Origin of the sequence: Sandaracinobacter neustonicus, assembly GCF_006385875.1 — a bacterium.
GTDB lineage: Bacteria > Pseudomonadota > Alphaproteobacteria > Sphingomonadales > Sphingomonadaceae > Sandaracinobacteroides > Sandaracinobacteroides neustonicus.
Window position 1 is genome coordinate 15,100 of the sequence record NZ_VFSU01000023.1, and the last position, 26,164, is coordinate 41,263.

Sequence of the window (26,164 nt, forward strand, 5' to 3'; positions counted from 1 at the left end):
TTTTGAGGATTGGCTCAATTTACGTGCATGGTCAACCAACCCCAGCGGAAAAGCCGGACGACGCGCCGGACATGCTGAACTTCTGCGCCTTTCTGGAAACGAAGCTGGAGCAGGCCGGGAAAATTCCCAAGCGCGACCGCACGCGCGAACGGCTGCGGATCGCCGCCGTGCGCGTGCTGGACGAGCGCGGCTATCACACCATGCGCGCCATCGACGTGACAGAGGCGGCAGGCCTCGCCGAGGGCAGTTTCTACGTCTATTTCAAGAGCAAGCTGGATATCAGTGTCGATATCCTGCAATCCTATTTTCTGGAATTCCTGTCGCTTGCGGCTGCCTCCGATCGGGGTATGGGGCGGCTGGAGGCGATTCAGGCGGTGAACCGCCGCTGGCTGCAGGTGGCGGCGGCGAACCCCGGAATCACCCGCTGCGTGCTGCAGACCTCGTCTGAGGTGCCCGAAATCGCCGAACTGGTGACGCGCTTCGACCGGGTGTGGAACGAACGCGTGCTGGCGGGCGCAGAACGCCGGGGCGGGGCAGAAGTCTCCCTGCTGGCCGTGCATATGCTGGGCGGCATGATGGACGAAATCACCCGCCGGCTGCTGGTCTATCCCGATCCGCAACTGGTGGCCAAGGTTCAGGATGTCGGCGCGGATCTGGATGCCGTCGCCGATGCGGCGTCTGCGGTATGGCATCGCATCCTCTATCCGGGTCTGCCGCTGGATGCGGAGCTGTCGGACCCGGCGCGGGCGCTGGCGGGCAGGCTTTGACTGCATCTCAACAGCGCGGAAAATTGGGGCCGTCCAGACGCGCCCCGTCGGCGAAATCCAGCGGCGCCAGAAGACCGGTGCGGATGCTCTCCTTCTCGACAAATGTGCCGGGGCGCGCGTCCCAGCGCGCGTCATCGCCCAGATAGCGGATCGCGATCGCCCGCCGCCGCACGGTGGGTGAAAGATTGCCCGCCGAATAATGCAGCGCCAGCGGGTGATGCACCACCACATCGCCCGGCTGAGTCTCGAAGCAGAGGATTTCGTGCCGGTCGCGAATCTCCGCCTCCGAAGGCAACGGCTCCAGATTCATCCGCGCATAGAGATCGGCAAAGCCGGACCCGGCGGAAAAGGCGCGCGGGGCATAGAAATGCCCTTCCGCATGAGAGCCGCGCGCATATTGCACCGCCCCGGTTTCCAGCCGGACAGGATCCAGCGGCACCCAAAGGGACAGCACATCCTCCCCCTTCACCGGCCAATAGGGCAGATCCTGATGCCAGGGGGTTTCCTCCCGCGTGCCCGGCTCTTTCACCAGCAACTGATCGTAGAACAGCCGCGTCTCCTGCGATTGCATCAGCGATTGCGCCAGCGCCGGAAGCGGCGACTCCAGCATCAGCGCCCTGAAATCCGCATCCCGCATCCAGACGAAGAAATCGCCCACATAACGACCGGGCGCACCGCCGGGGGTGTATTCCACCGCCGAGGCGGACGGAGCGGAGATGACGCGTTCGACCGCGGCGCGCATGCGCTCGATCCAGCCCGTGTCCAGCACGTCGCGGATGACGGCTGCGCCGTCGCGCCGATAGGCGATGCGCGCGGTGGCGATGCTGTCGTCGATCATATTCCACCCTCCCATGGCGGCCCGGCGGCTTTCGAGTCTAAAATCTGAAGCCAACATCATATTTCCTCCATTGCCCGCCCGTCGCAAGCAATTTATGACGTTGACGTCAGTTTTCTTGGAGAGCCGCCATGTCAGCCAGACCGTTCCTCCCTGCCGCACTGTTGCTGGGTGGCGCGCTCGCCGCCTGCGCAACGAGTGCGCCGCCAAAGGCCCCGGCAAGCGCCTTCGCTGTGCCCGCAGATGCCGCCGCGCGCGCCGACGCATCCGTGAAGGCGCTGATGGAACAAGGGCCCTTCCCCGGAGTCGCGGTCGCCGTGGCGCAGAACGGCAAGATCATCTACAGCCGCGGCTTCGGCGTGGCAGACCGGGCGACCGGCGCGCCGGTGCTGCCGGATACCCGCTTCCCCATTGGCTCCATCACCAAGCCGATGACCTGCCTCTCCGTGCTGCAACTGGCAGCGAAGGGGAAAATCGACATCGACGCACCGGTTGGCCGCTACCTGCCCGATGTGCCCGCCCCCAGCCGCGACGTGCCGCTGCGCAACCTGATGGAGCATAGCTCGGGTATCCTCAACTATCTGCAAAACCCGGATTTTCCCTATAACAAGCCAGTCGGCCTCTCCCGCGCGGACATGCTGGGCTATTTCGCGGCCAAGCCGCTGCGCTTCACGCCGGGCAGCCAGTTCGATTACTCCAACTCCAACACCTTCCTGCTGGGCCTGACGATCGAGGCCGTCACCGGCGCGGGCTATGACGAGTATGTCCGCGCCAATGTGTTCCGCCCGTTCGGCATGACCTCCTCGGATTTTGGCGAACGCCCGGATCGGGCCAAGGGTTACCTGACGCGGGCCGGGGCCGTGCGCGACGGCACCCCCTATGACTGGCTGGTGCCCTTTTCCGCCGGGGCGGTGGTTTCAAACACGACGGACCTGATCCGCTTCGCGGATGGGCTGTTCGGCGCGGCCACGCCGGACAGCATCCGCGCCGCCGCGCTCAGCGGAGACCGGCTGGCCGATGGCAGCCCGAACATCTATCTGAAGGGCTGCCTGATCGAAGGGGAGCTGGACGGGGTGCGGAAATATTCGCACGCAGGCTCCATCTATGGCTTCAGCAGCCACCTCGCCCGCTACCCGGACAAGGGGCTGACGGTGACGGTGCTGACCAACGCGCAGGGCGAGAATTTCCCGGCGCTCACCATCGAGCAGGCCGTCGCCCGCGCCTTCCTGAACCTGCCCGAGCCGGACCAGCGGCCGACCGCCTTCGATGCGGCAGAGGCCGAATGGATCGGTGGCAGCTATGTCATCACCAACCGGCGCATGGGCTTCGACAAGCTGTTCATCTTCCCCTCGGACGGGCAATTGCTGCTGAGCTATGGCCCGCAGGGAAGCGGCGCGCCGACGATCGTGCTGAACCGGCTTGGCGAAGGGCGCTATGTCTCCTCAAAAGATCCGGCCCAGCTGTTCGGCTTCCGGCGCAATGCCGACGGCTCCGTCGATCTGGCGCTGCGATATTATGAAGGGGCGATCCCGATGCGGAAGGCCGGCTGAAAAGGGCGATCAGGGGCTTTGCAAACGCGTCGGCTTTGCGACCGTGCTGCTCCTCCCCCCGCTCAGCCCCCCTCTCCGCCCGCTCAGGCTGAGCTTGTCGAAGCCCATGGAGCAGTCCCCCCGGCTCAACTGTTGAACCTTCACATCCGGGGCTTCGACAAGCTCAGCCTGAGCGGGGGGATATCTGAGTGGGGCTGAGGAATCGCCCCAAAAAAACAGGGGAGAGCTGACCGGCTCTCCCCCGAACTCAGGGGCGTGAAGTCCGTCGGGATCAGAAGTTGAAGCTGGCCTCGATCCCGAAGGTGCGGGGCGCGCCGATGGCTTGCAGCGCCTGCCCCGGCACGATCGCGCCGCCGAAGCGGCTGACGGCATAGTCCCGGTTGCCGATGTTGCGCATCCAGCCATAGACGCCCCATCCCGCCGCGTCGTCGCGCACGCCGACACGGCCGTTGAACAGCGCCAGGCCGCCCTGGCTGAACGCGTTGTCGGCTTCGAAATGCACCCGGCTGCGCAGCGCCATTTCGCCTCGCAGGAACAGTTCCAGATTGGTGGAGATCGGCGTGACATATTGGGCCGAGACGCTGCCGCTGTGGCGCGGCGCATACGGCAGACGGTTGCCGGTGTAATCGTCGCCCGAGGTGTTGGCGTTCTGACAATCGGTGAAGCGGGCGTTCAGATAGCTGTAGGTGGCGGCCAGTTCCAGCCCGTCCAGCGGTTGCAGATGCAGTTCCGCCTCCAGCCCCTGGCTGCGGGCGCGGCCGGCGTTAGATGTCACGAACTGCGGCAGGCCGCCGATCAGTTGCAGCTGGTTCACCTGCAGATTCGCATAGTTCATGTGGAACAGGTCCAGCGAAAGCCAGCCCTTCACGCCGGGCAGCCCCGCCTTCAGCCCCAGTTCGAAACTGTCCACATGTTCCGGATCATAGCGGGCGTCGTCCGTGGGCGTGACGGAAAAGACATTGAACCCGCCCGATTTGAAGCCGCGCGCATAGCGGCCATAGAGCAGCACGTCGTCCGCCGGCTTGTAGTTCAGGCTGAGCGTGGGGGAAAAATCATCTTCCGAGCGGCGGATGTCCCGCTGGGGCGTGGTGGGCAGCAGAACGCCCCACGGATCGCCCGTCTGGCTGTGCTGCAGCAGCTTCTTCTCATAGGTGTAGCGCAGGCCGACCGTGAGGCTCAGCTGTTCGGTGAAGGCGTAATCGCCATGGGCGAAGGCTGCGAAGCTGTCGGTATCGACATCGCCGAAGATGGAGGCGGTAACGGCGTTGGGATAGACGCCCAGATCCGGCCCGACATGCGAGCGCGCCTCTGTGTCGAGGCTTTGGTGGAAGTAATAAAGCCCGGCGACATAGGTCAGTGCCCCGGCGGTTCCGCCGTAACGGAATTCCTGCGAAAATTGCGACTGCTTCTCGTGGATGCCGGACGCGAGGATATCCAGCACGGTATAATCATTGTCGGCGATGTTGGACCATTTGAAGCCGCGCAGCGCCGTGAGCGAAACCAGTTCGCCGCTGCCGACGCCCCATTTGATTTCGCCCGAAACGCCCCAGACGTCGCGATCCTGCACGCTGTCCTGATCCTTGGCGATCTTGCGGTCCCACGGGTCCGCATCGGCCAGCGGGGAGCCTGCGAACGCGCCATTGTCCAGCACATCGACTGCGCCCGAATGGGTGCGGTCGCGGCTATAGTCGGCGCGCAGGATCAGATCGAGCGTGTCCGTCGGCTGGAAGCGCAGCGCGCCGCGAACGGCGAGCGAGTTGATGTCATCCTCCCGCGTGCCGGTCGCCACATTTTCGGAAAAGCCGTCGCGCTTGTCGAACGCACCCGCAAGGCTGGCCGACACGCCGCGCCCCAGCGGCCCGCTGACGGCCCCGCGCACGCGCAGAGTGTTATAATTGCCATAGCCCAGTTCCACCCGCCCGCGCAGTTCGTCGCCGGGAAGCCGGGTGATATAGTTGATCGCCCCGGCAATGGTGTTCTTGCCGTACAGCGCGCCCTGCGGCCCGCGCAGCACCTCGATCCGTTCCAGATCGAACAGCGATGCGTTGCCCGGAGTCGCCCGGCCCAGATAGACGCCATCCACATAGATGCCGACGGACTGGTCCAGACCGGGGTTGTTGAGATCGGCGGAGAGGCCACGAATGGCCAGCGTCTGCGTGCGCAGCGCGCCTTCCTCGATGAACATGCCGGGCACAAATCCCGCCAGATTTTCCAGCCGTGTCACGTCGCGATCCTGAAGATCGGCGGAGGTGAACGCCGACAGCGAGATCGGCGTATCGATCAGCCGCGAGGCCCGGCGCTCGGCCGTAACGACGATATCGGTGGCGCTGTCCGGCTCGGCAGCGGCCGCCTGTTGCGCCATCAGCGCCACCCCGCACATCAGCGCCTGTTTTGTCGCACGCATCTTCAGACCCCTCATCCTGAACCTCCTTGGAGAAATTTTATGTTTATGACATCAGCTTCATAAATTTGTCCAACGCTATTCGAATCTCGCCCGGTCACGCCTGTTCCGGCGGCACCCACACCACGACCCACAGGGCAGAGAGCGCGGGCCGCCCTGCACCTTCGATCTCGATCACCACGTCCACGCCGAGGCGGATTCGCCCGGCCTCGTCGCGGCTGCGTGTCGCCAGCCGGAACTCGCCGCGCACGCGGGAGTCCACCGGAACGGGGGCCACCAGCCGCAGCCGATCAAAGCCGAAGTTCAGGAAATAGCCCGTCTGTTCCGGCTCGCACGCGGGGCCTTCCTGCATCGCATCGTGCATCAGGTGCGTCAGCAGCGACATGGTGAGGAAGCCATAGGATACCGTTTTGCCGAACGGGCCTTTCTCCGCAGCCCAGACGGGATCGGTGTGCATCGGATCATCGTCCAGCGTCGCCCGGCTGAAGCTGTCGATCATCTGCTGGGTGATGGTAACCCATTCGGATACCCCCAGAAGATCGCCTGTTTGTGCCGTTGCAATTGCGCTTTTCCGCTGATCCGCCATTATATCCCTCGAAGATTTCAAAATCTGATATCAGTATCATATTTTTCACGCAAGGTTCGGGGACGATGGGAAAAGCAGCACGACAGCAGCAGGACGAAGCGGCTCAGGCGGTGCCCAGAGATGTGACCTCGTTCATTCGCTATGCCGATTATCTGGCGCATCTGATCGAAACCGCGCCCAAGCAGACCAAGGGCGAACGCACGCGCGACAAGCTGAAATTCGGCGCGATTCAGGTGCTGGACGAAGTGGGCTATCACGCCATGCGCGTGTCCGACATCTGCGATGCGGCGGGCGTGGCGGCGGCCACATTCTACCTCTATTTCGACAATAAAGAGCAGGTGACCAGCGTGGTGCTGGGCGAATGCCTCGAAGCCTCGATGAAGATGATGGCGACACGGCATTCCGGCAAAAGCGCCTTCGAAGCCATTCGCGCCTCCAACATGAAATGGGTGCAGGTGACGGCCGCGAACGCCGGGCTGATGCGCTGCATCCTGCAACTGGGCGACGAAGTGGAGGAGTTCCGCAATCTCTCCAACGCCGCCAACAAGAAATGGTATGAACGGATTGCGCAATCGATCCTGCGCGAACATGGCACCGCCCTGCCCCATGATGTGGCGCTGCTGTCGGCCTATGCGCTCGGCTCGATGATGGATGAACTGGCGCGCAAGCTGCTGATCCACCCGGACCCGGCGCTGGTGGACCTGCAACTGCGGGTCGCGCCCAGCCATGAGGATCTGGCCGATTATCTCTCCGTGTTGTGGCATCAGGCGCTGTATGGGCGGATTCCGGCCGACATCGATCTTCGCCCGGCCGCCGCTGCGGCAACCGCGCTGGTGGGACGTGATCCGGGCTGACGGCCCTGCCGCGTTGACAAGGTTCTGACAAAAACTGATACTGACGTCAGTTTTTTGACCGGAGCCCTTTCATATGCCGCGCGCCGTCCCCGCCCTCCCCCGCTTCGCCATCCTGTTGTGCGGCTGCGCGCTGCTGATCGCAGCCGCGGCAGACGCGAAGCCGCGCGCCCGCGATCTGGGCATTCCCTTCGATGGCACCCCCGGCGCGTTCAACGCCATCACCGATGTGGCCGGTGTGGAAGTGGGCCATGTCACGCTGATCCGGGGAGAAGGCCGGCTGGAACCGGGGCGCGGACCCGTGCGTACCGGCGTCACCATCATCCATCCGCTGGGCCGGGCGGGTCTGGCGGGCGTTGCCGCCGGTCGCGCCGTGATCAACGGCACCGGCGAGTGGACGGGGATGCACCTTGTGGATGAAGCCGGGCTGTTCATGGGGCCGGTGGCGCTGACGGGTTCGGGCAATGTCGGCATCGTCCACCAGAGCCTGATGGACTGGTCTTTGAAAACGGTGCCGCCCGCCCTGCTCACCACCCGTGTGCTGCCGGTGGTGGCGGAAACGCTGGATGGCCGCCTGAACGATGTGTTCGGCAAGCCCGTTACCCCGGCCGACGTGTTCGCGGCGCTGGAAACCGCGAAGGGCGGCCCGGTGCCCGAAGGCAATGTGGGCGGCGGCACCGGCATGATCGCCTATGCGTTCAAGGGCGGGATCGGCACATCTTCCCGGATCGTGGAAACCCCGGCCGGGCGCTTCACCGTGGGCGTGCTGGTGCAGGCCAATCATGGCAACCGGCAGGATCTGCGCATCGCCGGAATCCCGGTGGGGGACGCCATCACCGGCGCATGGCCGGAGGTGAATGGAGTCGCGGTGATGGGGCCGGATAAGGGCAAGCCGCAAGAGAAGAATTCGCTGCTGGTGGTGATCGCGACCGATGCGCCGCTGCAACCGCACCAGCTGGAGCGCATGGCCCGCCGCGCCGTGCTTGGCGTGGGCCGCAACGGCAGCACGGCGGCGAATCTGTCCGGCGAAATGGCGCTGGCCTTTTCCACCACCAATCGCCTGATGCCCGGCGAAACCCCGCCGCCGCTGAAGCCGATTTCAGACCTCAGCAGCGACATCCTGAACCCGCTGTTCGAAGCCACCGTGCAGGCGACGGAGGAGGCGCTGGTGAACCAGCTGGTCGCCTCAGAGACGATGACGGGGGCGAACGGCGTGACGGTTCATGCCCTGCCGACGGACCAGCTGGTGGCGATCCTGAAAGCGCATGGGCGGCTGACGCGTTAGCGCTTCGGCTCGATCAGGATCGTCCCCGTGCCGCCGTTGGCCACCTGCGCCGCTGATCCGGTGATCCGCACATATTGGCCCTCGCTCCAGCGCCCGGCCAGATGCCCGAACCATGGCGACAGCAGGTTGCCGGACATCCCCGGCGCGATCATGAACAGGCTGTCCTCAGGCTTTGAGAGGTCGATCAGCTGGCGATAGCGCGGGCCATAATCGGTGGCGAAGGGGTTATCCCCCCACGGCTTGCCCTGCGCTGCGTTCACCGTGTTCGCATCCCCGCCCACAATCGCGCGCGGCGAAATCCACCGCCCGATCAGCGGCACGAAGCTGAAAATCTCATGCCGGAAGGTCACGGCGTGCAGTTCCCCCCAGCGCCAGCCCTTCCTGTCTCCCTGCGTCGCGTGCAACCCGGCCATGGCGCTGTCCAGCGCGGCCCCGGCCTCGCCCGCGCAATCGGTGCACCATGGGCTGCCGGGGCGCAGCAGCCGTTCAAAGCGGGGTTTGTTCTGCGCCAGCCATGCGTCCGCCAGCGGCCCCATTGCGGGCTTCATCAGCCGCAGCGCCAGATCGCGCTGCCATGCGGCCCAGATCAGCGGCTCGGCCCGGTCCCGCGCCATCGTGCCGTCCCACGCCAGCAGCGCCTCGCGCGCGGCCTTGCCCTCGGCGCTGTGCGGCCGCGCCGCGCGGATCAGCGGCATCAGCACCGGCACTTCGGCTGATCGCACATCCAGTTGCAGCGCCGCCATGGAGCGCAGTGTCGCGCCCTGTGTGCCTTGCAGCGTCTCGCCGATGCGGGTGGCGCGCCAGCCGGGTTCGAAACTGTGGCTGTCCAGCGCCGCGCCGCTGCCGGGCAGCAGCCGGTTGTTGGCGTTGAACTGGTATCCGCGCGCCGGGTTCAACACCTGCGGCCAGTTCGCCGACGGCAGATGCCCCGCCCAGTCGAGCCGCCCGTCCCAGCCGGGCACCGGCAGGAAACCGTCGCTGCGGCGCTGCGGCAACCAGCCGACGGAGACCATGCCGATGTCGCCGCTGCGCGATGCGAAGGCGAAATTGTGCTGCAACAGGAATTCGCGCGAGGCGGCGTGGAAACCCGCCCAATCCTTTGCTTCGGCCATGCCCAGAAAGGCCTGTACCAGCGGATTGCCATCCGGATACTCCAGCCCGGCCAGCGCGATCACATGGCCCGGGCCGATGCCGGTGCGCAGCAATTCGGCTGCATCGGCGTCAAAATCGGAAATCACCACGCCATGCCGTGTATAGCGCAGCGTCAGCGTCTCGGCCCCGCCGCCTTTCCGCGCGATCTTCACATGGCGCACGCGGAACGGCTGCGGCCCATCCGGTGTCAGGTAGCGCGACGGGTCCGCCGGATCGAGCCGTTCCACGAACAGATCGGCCTGATCGGCCATGATATCGGTGACACCCCAGGCAATGTCGCGGTTGCGGCCCGAGGCAATCACCGGAGACCCGGCCCGCGTCACGCCGACGATCTCCATCCCCGGCCAGTTCAGCCGCACCGGGTAATAATCGGCCGGTGCCGTCAGCCCGCCATGCGGATCATTGGCGAGGATCGGCTTGCCGCTGGCGGTGCGGTTGCCCGCCACTGCCCAGCTGTTGGAAGCAGGCATGGCCCGGCCATGGGGAAGGCCGGTTTCGGCTGCCTTCGCCCCCGCGCCAAAGGCCAGCAAGCCGCAACTGTCCGCCAAAGGCGCGGCGGCGGGTTGATCCGGATAGGTCGGCGGCCCGCTGTCCGCCGGGGAGGCGTAAAGGTCGCGCAGTTTCTCACAGCCCAGCCGGGGCAGCAGGCGTGCCCGCATCAGCTCGTCGCGCCAGTCTCCGAAGCCCAGTGCGATCAGCCCGCCCAGCGCGTTCACGTCTGACACAGTCCAATGGCCGGGGCGGATGCCCAGCAGCACGAACTCCGGCGCGGGCGCACCCCGGTGGCTGTCGATCGCGGCGTTCACCCCGGCCACATAGGCGCGGATCGCCTCCCGCGTGGCGGGGCTGTTGCGCGCATCGGTGCGCGCGGCGAGCGCGGGGATATCCAGCGCCGCCACCAGCCGATCCGTCGCCAGCGCGCTGTCTCCCACGGCTTCAGAGATTTCCGCCCGTGCGGCGCGGCGGGCCATTTCCAGCTGCCATGGCCTGTCTTGCCCGTGCACGAAGCCCAGCGCGAAAAAGGCGTCCGCCCGTGATTGCGCGAAGATGTGCGGGATGGCGTTCGCATCGCGGACGATGCGGATCGGGGCCTGCGCGCCCGCCAGTTCCAGCGTGCCCGCATAGTCCGGCACAGAGGTGCGCAGCCACGCATAGCCGCCCACGCCGCCCGCCACCGCCAGCAGCGCCACGCCGCCCAGCGTCCACAGCGCGATGCGCCCGGCCTTGCGCCAGCGGCTCATTTCGGCGCGGCTTGCCGCTTCAGGAAGATGCCCGGCGTGTCGCCCGTCACCTTGCCGTCGCGCAGCACCTCGCGGCCGTTCACCAGCACGGTGCGAATCCCGGCGGATGGCGCGGAGGGCTGCAGATAGGTGGACCGCGCATTCACCGTGGCGGGATCGAAGATCACGATATCGGCCGCCTTGCCCGGCGCGATCCGCCCCCGGTCCACAAGGCCCAGATGATCGGCGGGCAGCGAGGTCATCCGGCGCACCGCTTCCTGCAACGGGAACAGGCCGACGTCGCGGCTGTAATGGCCCAGCACGCGGGTGAAGCTGCCCCATGAACGGGGGTGCGCCTTGCCCGCCGCCAGCACCTTTTGATCGGCATAGAAGCCGTCGCTGGCGATCATCACCCACGGGCGGCGCATCAGCGTCTGGATATCGGCTTCGTCCACGCTGCCCAGCGTCAGCCGCAGATCCTGATGCTCAGTCGCCAGCCGGGCGAAGGTGTCGAACGGGCTGAGGCCCCATTCCTTCGCCAGAAGCTCAATGTTGCGATCCACCAGTTCGGGCGCATCCGGCGCGTCGACGATCCGCATGGAGCCGTAACCCACCGCCTTCACCCAGGAAAAGCCGCCGTTCACGCCCTGCTCGGTCGCGGTCTGCATCGCCGCGCGCGCCTTCGGATCGGCCAGCGCCGCCTTCAGCGCCGCCTGATCGGGGGCCTTGCCGCTGGGCAGCAGGAACAGTTCGCGGATATAGCGCACGGTCGCGCCATCGAACGGATATTGATCCGCCACCACCGCCACGCCGCGCGCCTGCGCCGCCTCCACCATGGCGATCACCTCGCCGATCCGCCCCTTGTTCAGCAGCCCCACCGCCTTCAGATGCGCCAGCTTCACCGGCACGCCGGTCGCCTCGCCCAAGCGCACCGCCTCGGTTTCGCTTTCCAGCATCTTGAAGCCGGGATCGCGGGTGTGGGTGTCGTAACTGCCGCCGAACGGCTTCACCGCGCGGGCGAGATCCTGCACCTCCGCCTCGCTCGCGAACATGCCGGGATCATACATCAGGCCTGTGGAGAGGCCGACGCAGCCCATCTGCATCCCCTCGCGCACCAGCGCCGCCATGCGTGCCACTTCATTGTCTGTCGCGGCCCGGCGCTGGCCCGGCATGACCTGTTCCCGGATGCCGTTGTGGCCGATGTAGCAGGCGTGATTCACCGCACTTCCCCGCCGCGCGGCCTCGGCATGGAAGGCGCGGATGGAAGCGGGGCTGCCCGCGCCGTCCGGCCCGGCGACGATGGTGGTCACACCCTGCGTCAAATCCTGCTCGTCCAGAAACGCCCCTGCCATGTTGCCGATCGATTCCGGCACATGGCTGTGCGGATCGATGAAGCCGGGCGCCACCGCATAGCCCGTCGCGTCGATGATCCGCTTCGCTTTCAGGCCGCGCGCGGAGGGAGCGACCGCCGTGATCCTGTCGCCGTCGATGGCGATGGCGGCGGGCTTCGGCGGTGCGCCGGTGCCATCCACAATCTGGCCACCCACGATCAGCAGATCATGCGTCTGCCCCGTGGTGCAGGCCGCCAGCAGACCGGCGAGAAGCGGAAGCGCACAGGTGCGAAAGAAATATGATGTTCGCATCAGTTTTTGTATCGCGCGCAATCCCCACTGGCAAGAGCGACGAAAGTGGATCGCGTGCCCACAGGAACGGGCCACGAAAATTGGCGACTACGTCCCTTGCAAACCCGCCGGCCTTCACCACCACTCCTCTCCCCCGCTCAAGCTGAGCTTGTCGAAGCCCATGGAGCATGCCGCCCGGCTCAGCCGTTGCGCTTTCTCGTCCGGGGCTTCGACAAGCTCAGCCTGAGCGGCTGGAGGGCGGGCGCGATGCCTGCTTGCAAAGGATATAATCGCCCACAAAAAAGGGCCGGACGCTCGCGCCTCCGGCCCCTCCTTGCGGTGACGAAACGGGAAATTATTCCTTCACGGTCACTTCCACCCGCCGGGCAGCGGCATAGCTGTCAGACGTGTCGGTGGTCGCCGCGGGCTTGTCGAGGTCGATCTGGTCGGCCGCGAAACCCGCCGCGACAAGCGCCGCCTTCACTTGCTCGGCACGGCTCTTGGACAGCGCCGCATTGGCAGCCGCGTCGCCAGTCGGGTCGTTATAGCCCGAAACCGACAGCTTGGCGCCGGGGTGGCTGTCCACATAGCTTTTCACGGTGGCGGATGCGGGGGCCAGATCGTTGGTCACGTCGCTCTTGCCCACGTCGAAGAACACCACCAGCACCGGGCGGCCTTCGCGCTCTTCGGAAACGACTCCTGCCCCGGTCGGCACGGGGGCCGGTTCGACAACAGGTGCGGTTTCCACCACGGCGGGCGTCACCGGGGCGGCGACCTCTTCCTTGTGGCCACGGCCGAACAGCCACCACAGCAGGCCCAGCAGCGCGAGGCCCAGCAGCAGCCACTTCCACCAGCCCGATGCGGCAGCGGCCGTTTCCACCGGGACGGCAGCCGGGGCAGCCGCCACAGGGCCGATCAGGTTGCGCAGCCCGGCGGGCAGCGCCGTTTCATAGCTGTCCTTCTCGGAAAGCAGCAGCTTGCCGAGCGAGGCGGGCGTGGGCGTCGCGCCCAGCACCTTGCCGATACCGCCCGCCAGAAGCGGCCCGGCCAGCGTCAGCAGCGATTGCACCGTGCCCGGCTTCAGCCCGAACAGGTTGGAGACAACGGACGACGCCGGGCCGATGTTCGACCCCAGCAGTTGAGAGGCCAGCCCGCCGATCCCGGCAGTCGAGGTGCCGCCGCTGAGCAGCGCGGCCGGGTTGTCCAGCGGGTTGCCACCAGACAGCGCGCCCGTCACCAGAGAGAGCAGACCCGACAAATCCGATCCGGACGCGGCCTTCCCGGCAAAGCTGCCCAACAGCAACGGCAGGATCGCGGACAATCCCTTGAAGCTGGCATCCGGGCTGTCGCCCAATGCCGCCCCCAGTGCGTCGCCCGTATTCGCAGGCAGGCTCGACAATATCGTCTCAACCAGATTTGCCATGATGCTCGCTCCCATAGTTGAAGGCGGAACCTGAACCTGTCCGGCCTGACTGTCAAAGGCATGTTCTTCCTGGAGGTTGCCAAGTCGGGCTTGCATCAGCGCGTCCGCGATCAATCGCCGCTTGGCGACGGCCGTGACTTGCCGCTATGCGCATGGCCCATGTGGAGGATGAGTTCGGCTGTCGCCGCTGCGGCGGTCGAATTCGCCCCGGAAATCAAGGTGCAGGCAGACGAATGACACACAGCACGGACATTCTGATCGTCGGTGCCGGGCAGGCGGGGGCGCAGGCCGCCATCTCTCTCAGGCAAGAGGGCTTCACCGGCCACATCACCATGGTGGGAGAAGAAGCGGACCTGCCCTATGAGCGGCCGCCGCTGTCAAAGGACTACCTGTCTGGCGAGCGCCCGGCGGACCGGCTTCTGCTGCGCCCGCCCGCCTTCTGGGCCGAACGCGACGTCGAGATTCTCACCTCCACCACCATCGTCAGCGTCGAAGCCGGTATGGCGATCGCGGATGACGGCCGCCGCTTCGCTTTCGGCACGCTGATCTGGGCGGCGGGCGGCCATGCGCGCAAATTGTCCTGCGCGGGCGCGGAGCTGGGCGGGGTGCACATGATCCGCACCCGCCGCGACGATGACGACCTCCGCGCAGACCTGCACAGCGCGCAGCGCATCGTCATCATCGGCGGCGGCTATGTGGGGCTGGAAACCGCCGCCGTGCTTTCGAAACAGGGCAAGGACGTCACCGTGGTGGAAGCACAGCCACGCCTGCTGGCGCGGGTGGCCGGGCCTGCCGTGTCCGATTATTACAAGGCCGCGCATGAAGCGCATGGCGTGACCATCCTGCTCAACACGCAGGTGGAAGGGCTGGAGGGTGCGCATCGGGTGAGCGGCGTGCGGCTGGCAGATGGCCGCCTGCTGCCCGCCGATCTCGTGATTGCGGGGATCGGGCTTGTCCCCTCCGTCGCGCCGCTGGGGCTGGATGCGGTGACGGTGGACAGCCACTGCCGCACCAGCCTGCCCCACATCTACGCCATCGGCGATTGCGCCGCCCATCCCAACCGCTATGCGCGGGGCAGCATCCGGCTGGAATCGGTGCAGAATGCGGTGGACATGGCGAAGGCCGCCGCCGCCCATATCGTGCACGGGGACAGCGCGAAGCCTTACGACGCCTGCCCGTGGTTCTGGTCCAACCAATATGATTTGAAGCTGCAGACGGTGGGGCTGTCGCTCGGCCATGACGAAACCGTGGTTCGCGGAGACCCGGCGGCAGGTGGCTGGTCCCTCGTCTATCTGAGGGCTGGCGCAGTGATCGCGCTCGACTGCATCAACGCGCCAAGGGATTATGTGCAGGGCAAGGCTCTGGTGGAGCGCGGCGCGCGGATATCGCCCGCGATGCTCGCCGACACGACCACCCCGCTGAAACAGATGGAAGGATAAGGCGAATGAACCCGATCACCGCGAAGCTGAAGGCCCGCATGCAATTGCCGCTGATCGGCTCGCCTTTGTTCATCATTTCCAACCCCGATCTTGTGATCGCCCAGTGTAAGGCGGGTGTGATCGGCAGCTTCCCCAGCCTGAACGCCCGGCCGCTGCCCCAGTTCGAGGAGTGGCTGCAACGGCTTTCGGCGGAACTGGGCCCGGATGACGCGCCCTATGCGGTGAACCTGATCGTCCACAAGTCGACGGACCGGCTGATGGCCGATCTGGAACTGGTGGTGAAATATAAGGTGCCGGTGGTCATCACCTCGCTGGGCGCGCGGGAAGATGTGAACGCCGCCATCCACAGCTATGGCGGCGTGGTGCTGCACGATGTGATCAACAACAAGTTCGCGAAAAAGGCGATCGAAAAGGGCGCGGACGGAATCATCGCCGTCGCCGCCGGTGCGGGGGGCCATGCCGGCACGCTCAGCCCCTTCGCGCTGATCGCGGAAATCCGCGAATGGTTCGATGGCCCGCTGGCGCTTTCGGGCGCGATGGGCACCGGCAACGCCATCCTTGCGGCCGAAGCGCTGGGGGCCGATTTCGGTTACATGGGCTCGGCCTTCATCGCCACCACGGAAGCCCGCGCGGACGAGCGCTACAAGCAGGCCATCGTCGACGGCACGGCGTCCGACATCGTCTATTCCGACCTGTTCACGGGCGTGTCGGGCAATTACCTTCGCCCCTCCATCGTCGCGGCCGGGATGGACCCGGACAATCTGCCCAAGGGCGATTACAGCACCATGAACTTCGGCTCCGGCGGCAACACCGATGCCAAGGCCTGGCGCGACATCTGGGGGTCCGGGCAAGGCATCGGCGCGATCAAGTCCGTGCTGCCCGCAGCCGAGCTGATCGCGCGGCTGAAGGGGGAATATGCCGCCGCCAGGGCACGCATCAGCGGGGGCGCGGCAGCGGCATTGGCGGCGGAGTAAACCGATGGGCGGCGCCTTCGCCACGCGCCGCTGGCCCTATCTGATCCTCTCCGCGCTGGCCGGGCTGGCGATCATCATGGCGACCGAAGCGCTTGCGATACGCGCAATCCCGCTTGCAGACCATGTGGTCATCCAAACCACGCCTCTGGCCTATCTACTGTTGCTCGCCCCATTCCTGCTGGTCGGGCTTGGCTGCAGCCTGCATCGCGGCCTGCCGACTTTCAGATGGGCAGTGCCGGGCGCGATTGTCGCGACCGCCGCGCTGGCGTGGCTCTATTACGCGATGTTCGTGGAGTCGCTGCGAGCGCTCAATCAAGAGGCATGGACAGCCTCCGCCCTCTCCTCCGGCTTCCGCCTGATCTATGGTCTGGGCGTGGCGGCTGTGTATGCGCTGATCGCCATCTTCCTGCGACGGAAAGCGCACTGAAGGATTGCTGGCCAGACTTGAACTGTGGCTAGCCTTCGGTTATACCCCTAGTATGAAGACGGCCGTTTCCATCCCGGATGCCCTGTTTGACGAAGCTGATGGCCTCGCCGAGCGGATGCAGACCTCGCGCAGCGACCTGTATGCGCGCGCGCTGCGGCTGTATCTGGCGAGCCACGCACCTGATCAGGTTACCGAGGCTGCCAATGCCGCGATCGACAGCCTTGCGGAAGATGATCACGAATTGACGGAGATGGTCGCGCAACAGGGATTGCAACGGTTGCGCCAAATCGAGTGGTAAATGGCTTGACCATCGCTCAGGGCGAAATCTGGTGGGTGGATCTCGGTGAACCGCAGGGCTCCGAACCCGGCTATCATCGGCCGGTGATCGTGTTGCAATGCGACGCGTTGAACGCCAGCCGGATCGCGACCTTACTCTGTGTGCCGCTGACATCGAATCTGAAATGGGCGAGCTTTCCCGGCAACGTGCTGCTGACGGCGCTGAACAGCGGGCTGGATCGGGATTGCGTGGCGATGGTGTCGCAGCCCGTCACGCTCGACAAACGCCGCCTCCAGCAACCCGCCGGACAGGTTGCGCGACGGCAATTGCTCGCCATTTTCGACGGGCTGGACCGGGTGCTCGGCCGCTGAGCCGCCTGACCCACTGCGGCTAGAGGATCAACGCCCCCACCAGCCGTTCCTCGGCTGCCAGCACGTTGAAGGTGCGCGCGGCAGAGGCGCTGTCCATCGGCTCCACCCGCCATCCGCGGGGGCGCAGGGCTTCGGTGAAGGCCATGGGCGGGCGGCGCAGTGTGTCGCCGGTGCCCAGCAGCAGCAGCTCCACGCCCTCCAGTTCGGGCAGTTGCACGCTCTCAAGCGCCGCGAAGTCCAGCCGGGGCAGCGTGCCCGCGAACGCCTGCGTCAACAACAGCGCCGGGCGATACAGCCGCCCGGCAACCACCCAGCCATCGGCCGTCCGCCCCTCGATCCGCGAGGGCGAGGGGCGCATCCGCATCCCGCTCATGTGGCGGCGCTCAGACCTGTCCGCGCTCGGTGGCTTTCTTCGCCTTCAGCCGGTCTTCCGCGCTCGCTTCGCTGGCGATGAAGCTGTCGGGCGTGACGCCCAGCCACAGCAGCAGCGGGGCGGAGACGAAGATCGACGAGAAGGTACCGATCACGATCCCCAGCAGCATCGCCACCGAGAAGCCGAACAGCACCGAACCGCCCAGCAGCACCAGCGTGCCCAGCGCGATGATCATCGACAAAGAGGTGACGATGGTGCGCGACAGCGTCTCGTTGATTGACAGGTTCAGAATCTCGGCCATGTCCATCTTGCGGTATTTGCGCAGATTTTCCCGGATCCGGTCATACACCACCACCGTGTCGTTCAGCGAATAGCCGATGATCGTCAGCAGTGCCGCCACCGTGTTCAGATCGAATTCCAGCTGCGTCAGCGCGAAGAAGCCCATCGTCAGCGCCACGTCGTGCACCAGCGCGAACAACGCGCCCACGCCGAACTGCCATTCGAAGCGGAACCAGATGTAGATCGAAATGCCGATCATCGCCAGCAGCATGGCCAGCGCACCATCACGGATCAACTCGTTGGAAACCTTGCCGGAAACGGTTTCCACCCGGCGGAATTCCACATCCGGGTTGCTCGCCTCGATCTTGCCCTGCACCTGCTTCACCACCGCCTGCACGGCAGCATCGTCACCTTCGGGCAGCGGCAGGCGGATGGCCACCGTGCGCGGATCGCCGAAGGTCTGCAGATTGCCGTCCCCGGCCCCGGCTTCGTTCACTGTCGCGCGCAGGTCATCCAGTTCCACCGGCTTGTCGAAGCGGGCTTCGATCATGAGCCCGCCCGCGAAATCCACCCCGAAGTTCAGGCCGCGAATGGCGACCAGCGCGATGGAGGCCGCGATCAGCGCAATGGAGAACCAGATGGCGACGTTGCGCCATTTCAGGAACGGGATGTTCGTGTCGTCGGGAACAAGTTTCAGAAGTCGCATCACTTATTCCTTACAGCACCAGCTGCTGCGGGCGCGCCCGGCGCAGCCACAGCGAAACGAGCAGGCGGGTCACCGTCACGGCGGTGAACACCGAGGTGATGATGCCGATGATCAGCACCACGGCGAAGCCCTTGATCGGCCCGGAGCCGAACCAGAACATCATCACGGCGGCGATCACATTGGTGACGTTCGCGTCGAAAATCGCGCGCGAGGCCTCTTTATAGCCCAGCTCGATGGACTGAACGAGTGCCTTGCCGCGTCGCAATTCCTCGCGGATGCGTTCATTGATCAGCACGTTCGCATCCACCGCCGCGCCGATGGTGAGCACGAAGCCCGCGATGCCCGGCAGCGTTAGCGTGGCCCCGATCAGCGTCATCACCGCGAAAATCAGCAAGCCGTTCAGCAGCAGCGCAACCACCGAATAGATGCCGAAACGGCCATAGGTGACGAGCATGAACAGCGCCACCAGCACCGTGGCCAGCACAGAGGCGATGGCCCCGGCGCGGATCGAATCCGCCCCCAGATCGGGGCCGACTGTGCGCTCCTCGATCACCTTCAGTTCCACCGGCAGCTTGCCCGAGCGCAGCAGGATCGCCAGCTGGTTCGCGCTTTCCGTAGTGAAATTGCCCGAGATGATGCCCGAGCCGCCAAGGATCGGTTCATTGATGCGCGGCGCGGAAATCACCTGATTGTCCAGAATGATGGCGAAGGGCTTGCCGACATTTTCCTGCGTCGCCTTGGCGAAACGCTTGCCGCCCACGCCATCGAAGCGGAACGACACGACGGGCATGCCTTCCTGGAACGACGGCTGGCTGTCCACCAGTTGATCGCCGGTGATCAGCGCCCGGCGCTTCACCACCAGCACCCCGCCATCGGCGTTGGGCACCACCTGGCTACCCGCGGGCGCACGCCCCTGCGCAGCTTCGGCCGGATCGGCTTCGGTATCGACCAGCTTGAATTCCAGCTTCGCCGTCTTGCCCAGCAGCGCCTTCAGCTGCTCAGGCTCCTGAAGGCCGGGCACCTGCACCACGATCCGGGTCTGGCCCTGACGGATGATGGTGGGTTCGCGGGTTCCCAGTTCGTCGATCCGGCGACGGATCACTTCCACCGCCTGCGCCATGGCGCGATCCGTTTCCTGCGTGATCCCGGCGGCAGACGGCCGCACGGAAACCCGCGTGGAATCGGCCAGATTCACCTCGATGTCGCGCTGCGCGGAGAGTTGCCCCACCGGCTGCGACAGGCCGCGCATGGTTTCCACCGCCCGGTCCACGTCACCCGCGTTGCGCACGGTGAAGCTGACGGCCCCATTGGCAACCGACAGGTCCATATAGGGGATCGCCCCGCCGCTGGCGTCGCGCAGGCCCTGCCGCACCACTTCCTCCAGCACTTCCAGCCGCATCTTGCGAACGTCGGCCGGATCAGCCTCCAGCAGGATATGGCTGCCGCCCCGAAGATCGAGGCCAAGGTTCAGCTGACGGCTGGGGATGGGGCTGGGCAGGCTGGCGGCCTGCTGCTCGGACAGAAAATTGGGGGCGGCCACGATCGCGGCCAGCAGCATCGTCAGCGCGATGCCCCAGATCTTCCAGGGCGGGAAATCAAGCATGGGGAAAAACTCAGGCCTTGCTGTCGTTGGCGGCGGCCGGCGTTCCGCGCGGCGTCACGCTGGACAGCGTGCCCTTCAGCGCGCGGACCTTCACGGTGGGGGCCAGCTCGATTTCAAGTTCGGTATCCGTCACCTTGGAAACCTTGCCGATCAGGCCGCCGCCCGTCACCACTTCATCGCCCTTTTTCACGGCGTCCACCATGGCGCGGTGCGCCTTCAGCTTTTGCTGCTGCGGGCGGATGATGAGGAACCAGAAGATGCCGAACAGCGCCACCAGCGGCAGAATCTGCATCAGCATATAGCCGATGCCACCGGTTGCGGCGCCTCCGGCAGCGGCCTGGGCGTAGGCGGGGGTGGAAAACATGTCTGTCAGACCCTCATAAATGGTGCCGGGCTGTCGGCCCGGAAAATCGGCTGGAAATCGTCAAGTGGCCGCGCTTACACGTGGCGACACTCTTTTTCAAATGGGTTAGCTGCGGCTACAGGCAAGCCATGCCCAACGAAATCGCCCCCATCCTGTTGCAAATCGCCCACAGCCTTAAGCTTCTGGCCCCGGATGCCACGCCAGAGGCAGACCCGGCGCTGGGAGACGCCTTCCGTTGGGATGGCCAGCGGCTGCACGCCGTGCCGCGCCTGAACGCCCTGCCGCTGAACCGCTTTGCCGGGGTGGACAGCCAGATCGAAGCGCTGCGCCAGAATGTCGGCGCGCTGGGCAAAGGCCTGCCCTCGCACGACATGCTGCTGTGGGGCAGCCGGGGCATGGGCAAATCCGCGCTGGTGCGCGCGGTGGCGGCAGCCGAGGGCGTGGCGCTGGTGGAGGCTGCCGGGGATTCGCTCGCCACCCTGCCTGCTCTGTTCGCCCGGCTGCAAGCTGCCGGGCGGCCGTTCCTGCTGTATGTGGATGATCTTGCCTTTGCCGCGACCGATCCGCAGGTGCGCATCCTGCGCTCGCTGCTGGATGGCGGCGTGGCGGAGCGGCCCGCGAATGTGCGCCTCGCTGTCACCTCCAACCACCGGCATCTGGTGGAGCGCAGCGCCGAAGACAGCCGCCACGCCCGCGATTCCGCAGACGATCAGCTGGCGCTGGTCGATCGCTTCGGGCTGATTCTGGGCTTCCATGTGCCGGATCAGCAGACCTGGCTGGAGATGGTGCGCCGCCATCTTCAGCCCGAAGGCCTTCCGCTGGACGAGACGGACGCCATCGCCTTCGCACTGGCGCGCGGCGGCCGTTCCGGGCGCACCGCATGGCATTATCGCACCGAATTGCTCACCCGCCGGGCCGCGACGGACGGTTCCGCAGAATAGAGCTTGTTTCTGCAAACCATTCGCAATAGCTTTCCTGCGACTCATTCGCAGGAGATGCCCGTGCGTCCCGATCTCAGCATTCGCCAGTTCACCCCGCCGCCCGTGACCGCCCTTCCCGAAGACGCCCGTGTGCAGCTGAAAGCCGCCCGCATGTGGGTGATGCTGGCCCGGCATCAGCGCAACCCGAAGCCGGTGCTCACGGCGCTTCTGGGCAGCACCACGGCGGCCTTCTGCACACTGATGGAGGGCGTGGTGACGGCATGGCCAGACGCCTTCACCACCTTCCCGCCCTGCGCCAGCCAGCTCGCGCCGGACGAAGCGACCTTCCTCGATCTTCTGGCCCACGCCGCTGACGGAGACGAAGCAGGCGCGCACGGCCTGCTGAACGACCTGCTGCCCCCCACAGACCGAATCCGCCTGTGGCAAGCCGCCATGCGCGCCGTGCCAGCCGGTTTCGCGTTCTGATCGGGCACGCCGCCCGGCGTGCCACACATTGCCATCCCCCTTCGGCCCGGTCTAGCAAGCGGGATCGAAGGGGAAACACATATGAAGATTCTCGTCGCGGCGCTGCTTGCGGCTGCCGCCGTTCCGGCTTTCACCACCCCGGCTGTTGCCGCCGCACCGGCCACCCTGCCTTTCCAGCCCGCCGATCTCTACGATCTCGCGATGGTCGTTTCGCCCTCGGTGTCGCCCGATGGCACGCGGGTGCTGTTCACCCGCGTCACCTTCGATCGCACGCTGGATCGGCGAATGGGCGAATTGTGGCTCGCGCATCTCGATTCCTCGGGCAAAATCGTGGACAAGCGGTTGCTCGTCGCGCGCGATGTCTCGCCCCGGCAGGCGGCGTGGTCCCCCGATGGCAGCCGCATCGCCTATGTGGCGCAGGTGCTGGGCAAGCCACAAATCCATGTGCTGGCGCTGACAGACGGCGTGGGCAAGCCGCTCACCAGCGGAGAGACCAACCCCTCGCAGCCTGCATGGTCCCCCGATGGCCGCCGCATCGCCTATGTCGGCCGCATCGACGCCAAGCCGGTGACCATCCCCGGCCTGCCGGAAAAGCCCAAGGGCACAGACAGCGCCCCGGATGCCAAGATCATTTCAGACCTGTTCTGGCGCGCGGACGGCGCGGGCGAGATCAAGCCCGGTGCCACCCATCTGTTCGTCGCCGACGCCGCCACCGGCACCATCACCCAGCTGACCACGGGCGACACCGACAAGGTGAATGACGACGGCGGCCTTGCATGGACGGGCGACGGCCGCGCCCTCATCGCCCCCTTCACCGCAGACCCGATCAACGGCCCGCGCGAAATTGACCTTTATTTGTATGAGGCGAAGGTCGGCGAAGGCGGCAAGGTGTGGCCGCCCGTGCAGCTGACGAACCGCCCCGGCAGCGAATATGATCCCGCCGTTTCGCCGGACGGCAAGACGGTCGCCTTCCTCGGCTCACCTGCGTCGGACCAGTTTTACGACATGCCCGAACTGTGGACCACCGGTGTTACACCCGGCAGCCCCATCACCCATGTCTCAAAGGCGCTGGACCGCCCCGTGGCCAGCATGGACTGGGCCGCAGACAGCCGCAGCCTCGCCATCCTCTACAACGATGAAGGCACCCAGCGCATCGCCCGCATCGATGCCGCCACAGGCGCGACCAGCATCCTCGTGCCGTCTGTGGGCGGCACAAGGCTCTATCTGCCCTCCTCCGGCGGGCAGGCCAGTTGCGTGAAGCAGATCTGCGCCTTCACCTCCCCGCTGACGGACCGCCCCGCCGGGCTGGGCATCGCCAGCGCCACCACCCAGACGGACTCGCTGGATTTCAACGCCGCCTGGGCCGCCACCCGCAAGGCCGCCCGCATCGAGGCACTCGAAGTCGCCTCCCGCGCAGACGGCAAGCGGGTGCAGGGCTGGATCGCCTTCCCGCCCGATTTCGACCCGAAGAAGCGTTATCCCGTCATCCTCGACATCCACGGCGGGCCGAACAGTGATTACGGCCCCTTCTTCTCCGTGACGCACAGCCTGTATGCCGCCGCCGGTTATCTTGTGCTCTACACCAACCCGCGCGGCTCCATCGGCTATGGCAACGCCTTCGCCAACGCCATCACCAACGCCTATCCGGGGCAGGACCATGACGACCTGATGACCATGGTGGATGTGCTGGCGAAGCGCCCCTATGCCGATGCGCGAAACCTGTTCATCGGCGGCGGCTCCGGCGGCGGCGTGCTGACGCTGTGGGCCATCGGCAAAGAGCCGGACAAGTTCCGCGCCGCAGTCGCCCTGCGCCCCGTGGTGGACTGGACCAATCAGGTGACGACCTCGGACGGCACCTCCTACTTCATGAAGCACTGGATGGGCGCGACGCCGTGGGAGAAGCCGGAGCTTTACTTCAACCGCTCCGTCTTCAGCCTTGCCGGGCAGATCAAGACGCCGACGCTGCTGATCACCGGCGAGAATGACTATCGCACCCCCATCGCCCAGACGGAGCAGATGTTCGGCGCGCTGAAACTGCGCGGCGTGGAAGCGGAAATGATCCGCCTGCCCGGCGCGGGCCATGGCATGGGCCGCCCCAGCCAATGGCTGCAATCCGTGCTGGCCCCGATCGACTGGTTCAACCAGCGCAAGGCGAAGTAGCGGGCGGGGGGGGAGTGCTGCGGCGCGCCGGGGGGTGTTTTTGCCTCCGGCGGGCAGGGCTCTGCCCTGCACCCGGCAGGGAAATGATTTCCCTGCACCCTCTAAGTTGGCGTTGCGCCCCAACTCCAACGTCGTGTGAGTGATCAGATTCGATTGCCTGCGGCGCTACGAGGCCCTCTCCCCCTGCAAGGGGGAGAGATGGAGAGGGGGTGTCAACGGTTGGCCTGATCCACCAACCTCCCCACCGCTCAGCCTGAGCCCTGAGCCTGCCGAAGGGTCGAAGGCCACTGAGCAAACCCACCAACCTCCCCACTCCCACAACCGTCACCCCGGACTTGATCCGGGGTCCCGCTTTCCACCCGCAACGTTGGAGAAGAAAGCTGGACCCCGGATCAAGTCCGGGGTGACGAGTGGAGAGGTGGGTGGGATACACCCCCAAGCCGCAGGCAATAACCCCCAACCTCGCGCCAGGCGGACAGCCACCACCCCAACCCCTCCCCTAAAGGAGGAGGGGCTAAAAAGTTCGGCGGTGCGAGCGGCGTCACGCCCCTGCCGGGGTGAAGGGGCAGAGCCCCTTCAAAAACGCTCCCGTAGTCAGCCTCAGTTGCTCGCCACCAGCTCCACCTTCGGCGCGGCGTTGGCGCGGTGGGTAAACCGCCCGTCCACCTGCCCGCCCGGCTCGATCGTCAGCTTCTCATAGGTCACGTCGCCGGTGATGCGGGCGCTGGCTTGAATCACCAGCTCCTTGGCGTTGATGGAGCCGTCCACCGTGCCGGCAAGACGGGCGCTGTCGGCGGTCACCGCGCCGCGAATGACGCTGCCCGCGCCCTGCACAAGGCTGGCGCAGCTCACGTCCCCGTCCACCCGGCCGTCCAGATGCAGGTCCACCCCGGCGCTGATATTGCCGGTAACCGTCACGTCCGCGCCCAGCACGGAAAAGCTGCCGCCGGCAGCCGCTCTAGCTTGCGGAGACACGGCCGAGGACGCGTTCGCGGGCGTCTGCCTTGATTTCGAGAACATTCGCGTTGGCCTCCAGAAAGCGACGGGGGTTGACGGCTTCGCCGTTCACACGGACTTCGAAATGCAAATGCGTGCCGGTGGAGCGGCCGGTAGAGCCCATGCGGGCGATTGCCTGGCCGGATTGCACCTCGTCGCCCACCTGGGCATTGAAACCGGCAAGGTGGGCATAGCGGGTGAGCAGGCCGTGCCCATGATCCACCTCCACCACATTGCCATAGCCGGATTTCTGCCCGACGAAGCTGACACGGCCCGGCGCAGCGGCGCGGATCGGGCTGCCATGGGGCCCGCGAAAATCAATCCCCGCATGGATGGCGCGCGCGCCGTTGAACGGGTCATAGCGGGTGCCGAAACCGCTGGTGATCTGCATGCCGTCCGCCGGGCTGCCCGACGGCACCGCGACCAGCAGCGATTCCACCTGCTCCATGCGCATCAGTGTCGTGGCCAGCCGCTTCAGATCCGGGTCTCCGGGGGCGTCCTGCTTTGCCGTGCGCCACGGCAGGAAGGGGCCGCCCTGCGCCAGCCGGGCGGTGGGGCGAAGGCCCACGGCGGCCAACGCGGATTCGGCACGCGCGGTGCGGCGGGCGGCGGCGTCCGTCATCGCGGAGACCAGCTTCTGCTGCCGCGCGCCTGTGGACTTCAGCCTCTCGCTCGGGTCGATCACGGCTGCCACCGGCTGCACGTCTGCCTCTGCGCTGGCGGGTTGTGCGGTTGCGGGCGCAGGCTCTTCGGCCAGCGCGGCGGCGGCTTCCGGATCATCGCCGAAATGGGATTTGAACAGGCTTTCCAGCTGCTTCTGCCGCGTTTCCACGTCACTGGCGATCTGCTCGGCGGAGCGGCGCTCGGCTGCGACCCGCACTTCGGCCTGAGCGACGGCGACAGCGCGCTGCTCCATGTCCCGCGTCTGATGGCTGGTCCATGCCTGCCAGCCGATCAGCGCGGCGGTGCCCGTCAGCCACACGCCGGCGACGCCCAGTGCCGCCACGGCGGCCTTGCGCTGTGCGCCCGCGCCCAGCCGCAGATAGCGGACATGGCCGTCGGTGCGCACGATCAGCTCATGATCGCGAAACAATCTG

The 26,164-nt window shown here is 66.2% G+C and carries 25 protein-coding genes; 13 read left to right on the forward strand and 12 right to left on the reverse strand.

The annotated features are described in order from the left end of the window. The first annotated feature begins 23 nt into the window (after positions 1-23). Positions 24-767 (forward strand): TetR/AcrR family transcriptional regulator, encoded by a 744-nt coding sequence (locus tag FJQ54_RS08465; protein WP_181160060.1) that lies wholly within the window; start codon positions 24-26, stop codon positions 765-767. A 7-nt stretch (positions 768-774) separates the two neighbouring features. Here FJQ54_RS08465 and FJQ54_RS08470 read toward each other — a convergent pair whose 3' ends face one another. Continuing rightward, a complete protein-coding gene (locus FJQ54_RS08470; protein ID WP_181160061.1) occupies positions 775-1,605 on the reverse strand; it encodes a phytanoyl-CoA dioxygenase family protein in 831 nt (276 codons plus the stop codon). A 128-nt stretch (positions 1,606-1,733) separates the two neighbouring features. On the opposite strand from FJQ54_RS08470, the gene FJQ54_RS08475 reads away from it, so the two are divergent. Beyond that, complete coding sequence (locus FJQ54_RS08475; RefSeq protein ID WP_140927989.1) at positions 1,734-3,152, forward strand: serine hydrolase domain-containing protein; 1,419 nt, start codon at positions 1,734-1,736, stop codon at positions 3,150-3,152. 271 nt (positions 3,153-3,423) lie between these two features. Here FJQ54_RS08475 and FJQ54_RS08480 read toward each other — a convergent pair whose 3' ends face one another. Continuing rightward, the gene (locus tag FJQ54_RS08480; RefSeq protein WP_140927990.1) at positions 3,424-5,571 is read right to left on the reverse strand and encodes a TonB-dependent receptor; all 2,148 of its coding nucleotides are present in this window, start codon (positions 5,569-5,571) and stop codon (positions 3,424-3,426) included. A 79-nt stretch (positions 5,572-5,650) separates the two neighbouring features. Next, positions 5,651-6,139 carry a MaoC/PaaZ C-terminal domain-containing protein gene (locus FJQ54_RS08485; protein ID WP_140927991.1) on the reverse strand — a complete coding sequence of 163 codons (489 nt, stop codon included), beginning with the start codon at positions 6,137-6,139 and terminating at the stop codon, positions 5,651-5,653. 65 nt (positions 6,140-6,204) lie between these two features. Between FJQ54_RS08485 and FJQ54_RS08490 the strand changes: the two genes are divergently transcribed. Together FJQ54_RS08490 and FJQ54_RS08495 are read left to right on the forward strand one after the other, a co-directional pair. Next, the gene (locus tag FJQ54_RS08490; RefSeq protein WP_140927992.1) at positions 6,205-6,993 is read left to right on the forward strand and encodes a TetR/AcrR family transcriptional regulator; all 789 of its coding nucleotides are present in this window, start codon (positions 6,205-6,207) and stop codon (positions 6,991-6,993) included. Positions 6,994-7,066: 73 nt separating this feature from the next. Further along, the gene (locus FJQ54_RS08495) at positions 7,067-8,275 is read left to right on the forward strand and encodes a DmpA family aminopeptidase (RefSeq protein WP_140927993.1); all 1,209 of its coding nucleotides are present in this window, start codon (positions 7,067-7,069) and stop codon (positions 8,273-8,275) included. On the opposite strand, the gene FJQ54_RS08500 is transcribed toward FJQ54_RS08495, so the two are convergent. The 3 genes from FJQ54_RS08500 to FJQ54_RS08510 form a co-directional block, all read right to left on the reverse strand. Further along, positions 8,272-10,668 (reverse strand): penicillin acylase family protein, encoded by a 2,397-nt coding sequence (locus FJQ54_RS08500; protein WP_140927994.1) that lies wholly within the window; start codon positions 10,666-10,668, stop codon positions 8,272-8,274. The two genes, FJQ54_RS08495 and FJQ54_RS08500, sit on opposite strands and share 4 nt — an antisense overlap. Further along, a complete protein-coding gene (locus FJQ54_RS08505; protein WP_140927995.1) occupies positions 10,665-12,290 on the reverse strand; it encodes an N-acyl-D-amino-acid deacylase family protein in 1,626 nt (541 codons plus the stop codon). The genes FJQ54_RS08500 and FJQ54_RS08505 overlap by 4 nt, the downstream gene beginning before the upstream one ends. 334 nt (positions 12,291-12,624) lie before the next feature. Next, positions 12,625-13,692, reverse strand: coding sequence for an OmpA family protein (locus tag FJQ54_RS08510; RefSeq protein WP_181160062.1), 1,068 nt, complete (start codon positions 13,690-13,692; stop codon positions 12,625-12,627). A gap of 60 nt (positions 13,693-13,752) precedes the next feature. On the opposite strand from FJQ54_RS08510, the gene FJQ54_RS17475 reads away from it, so the two are divergent. From FJQ54_RS17475 to FJQ54_RS08535, 6 genes are read left to right on the forward strand one after another with little or no spacing between them, the layout of a single operon-like run. After that, the gene (locus FJQ54_RS17475; RefSeq protein ID WP_181160063.1) at positions 13,753-13,929 is read left to right on the forward strand and encodes a hypothetical protein; all 177 of its coding nucleotides are present in this window, start codon (positions 13,753-13,755) and stop codon (positions 13,927-13,929) included. Then, positions 13,926-15,131 (forward strand): NAD(P)/FAD-dependent oxidoreductase, encoded by a 1,206-nt coding sequence (locus FJQ54_RS08515; RefSeq protein WP_140927997.1) that lies wholly within the window; start codon positions 13,926-13,928, stop codon positions 15,129-15,131. Before FJQ54_RS17475 ends, FJQ54_RS08515 begins: the two co-directional genes overlap by 4 nt. A 5-nt stretch (positions 15,132-15,136) precedes the next feature. Next, positions 15,137-16,105, forward strand: coding sequence for an NAD(P)H-dependent flavin oxidoreductase (locus tag FJQ54_RS08520; protein ID WP_140927998.1), 969 nt, complete (start codon positions 15,137-15,139; stop codon positions 16,103-16,105). 4 nt (positions 16,106-16,109) lie between these two features. Further along, positions 16,110-16,532, forward strand: coding sequence for a hypothetical protein (locus FJQ54_RS08525; protein ID WP_140927999.1), 423 nt, complete (start codon positions 16,110-16,112; stop codon positions 16,530-16,532). A gap of 52 nt (positions 16,533-16,584) precedes the next feature. After that, on the forward strand, positions 16,585-16,830 hold the full coding sequence (locus tag FJQ54_RS08530; protein WP_140928000.1) for a CopG family ribbon-helix-helix protein: 246 nt from the start codon (positions 16,585-16,587) through the stop codon (positions 16,828-16,830). Between the two features lie 5 nt (positions 16,831-16,835). Further along, complete coding sequence (locus FJQ54_RS08535) at positions 16,836-17,180, forward strand: type II toxin-antitoxin system PemK/MazF family toxin (RefSeq protein ID WP_207790396.1); 345 nt, start codon at positions 16,836-16,838, stop codon at positions 17,178-17,180. 19 nt (positions 17,181-17,199) lie between these two features. On the opposite strand, the gene FJQ54_RS08540 is transcribed toward FJQ54_RS08535, so the two are convergent. From FJQ54_RS08540 to yajC, 4 genes are read right to left on the reverse strand one after another with little or no spacing between them, the layout of a single operon-like run. After that, on the reverse strand, positions 17,200-17,553 hold the full coding sequence (locus FJQ54_RS08540) for an Mth938-like domain-containing protein (protein WP_235890374.1): 354 nt from the start codon (positions 17,551-17,553) through the stop codon (positions 17,200-17,202). A 10-nt stretch (positions 17,554-17,563) separates the two neighbouring features. Then, entirely contained in the window at positions 17,564-18,538 is a 975-nt protein-coding gene (secF, locus tag FJQ54_RS08545; protein WP_140928001.1) for a protein translocase subunit SecF, read from the reverse strand. A gap of 10 nt (positions 18,539-18,548) precedes the next feature. Continuing rightward, positions 18,549-20,141 (reverse strand): protein translocase subunit SecD, encoded by a 1,593-nt coding sequence (gene secD, locus FJQ54_RS08550; protein WP_140928002.1) that lies wholly within the window; start codon positions 20,139-20,141, stop codon positions 18,549-18,551. A 10-nt stretch (positions 20,142-20,151) separates the two neighbouring features. After that, entirely contained in the window at positions 20,152-20,505 is a 354-nt protein-coding gene (gene yajC, locus FJQ54_RS08555) for a preprotein translocase subunit YajC (protein ID WP_140928003.1), read from the reverse strand. Between the two features lie 128 nt (positions 20,506-20,633). On the opposite strand from yajC, the gene FJQ54_RS08560 reads away from it, so the two are divergent. From FJQ54_RS08560 to FJQ54_RS08570, 3 genes are all read left to right on the forward strand, one after another. Further along, positions 20,634-21,446, forward strand: coding sequence for a DUF815 domain-containing protein (locus tag FJQ54_RS08560; protein WP_140928004.1), 813 nt, complete (start codon positions 20,634-20,636; stop codon positions 21,444-21,446). A gap of 60 nt (positions 21,447-21,506) precedes the next feature. Beyond that, the gene (locus FJQ54_RS08565) at positions 21,507-21,911 is read left to right on the forward strand and encodes a hypothetical protein (protein ID WP_140928005.1); all 405 of its coding nucleotides are present in this window, start codon (positions 21,507-21,509) and stop codon (positions 21,909-21,911) included. Positions 21,912-21,992: 81 nt separating this feature from the next. Then, positions 21,993-24,071, forward strand: coding sequence for a S9 family peptidase (locus FJQ54_RS08570; RefSeq protein WP_140928006.1), 2,079 nt, complete (start codon positions 21,993-21,995; stop codon positions 24,069-24,071). Positions 24,072-24,671: 600 nt separating this feature from the next. On the opposite strand, the gene FJQ54_RS08575 is transcribed toward FJQ54_RS08570, so the two are convergent. Next, the gene (locus FJQ54_RS08575; protein WP_140928007.1) at positions 24,672-25,091 is read right to left on the reverse strand and encodes a bactofilin family protein; all 420 of its coding nucleotides are present in this window, start codon (positions 25,089-25,091) and stop codon (positions 24,672-24,674) included. Further along, the gene (locus FJQ54_RS08580) at positions 25,030-26,160 is read right to left on the reverse strand and encodes a M23 family metallopeptidase (RefSeq protein ID WP_235890375.1); all 1,131 of its coding nucleotides are present in this window, start codon (positions 26,158-26,160) and stop codon (positions 25,030-25,032) included. Before FJQ54_RS08580 ends, FJQ54_RS08575 begins: the two co-directional genes overlap by 62 nt. Positions 26,161-26,164 lie beyond the last annotated feature (4 nt).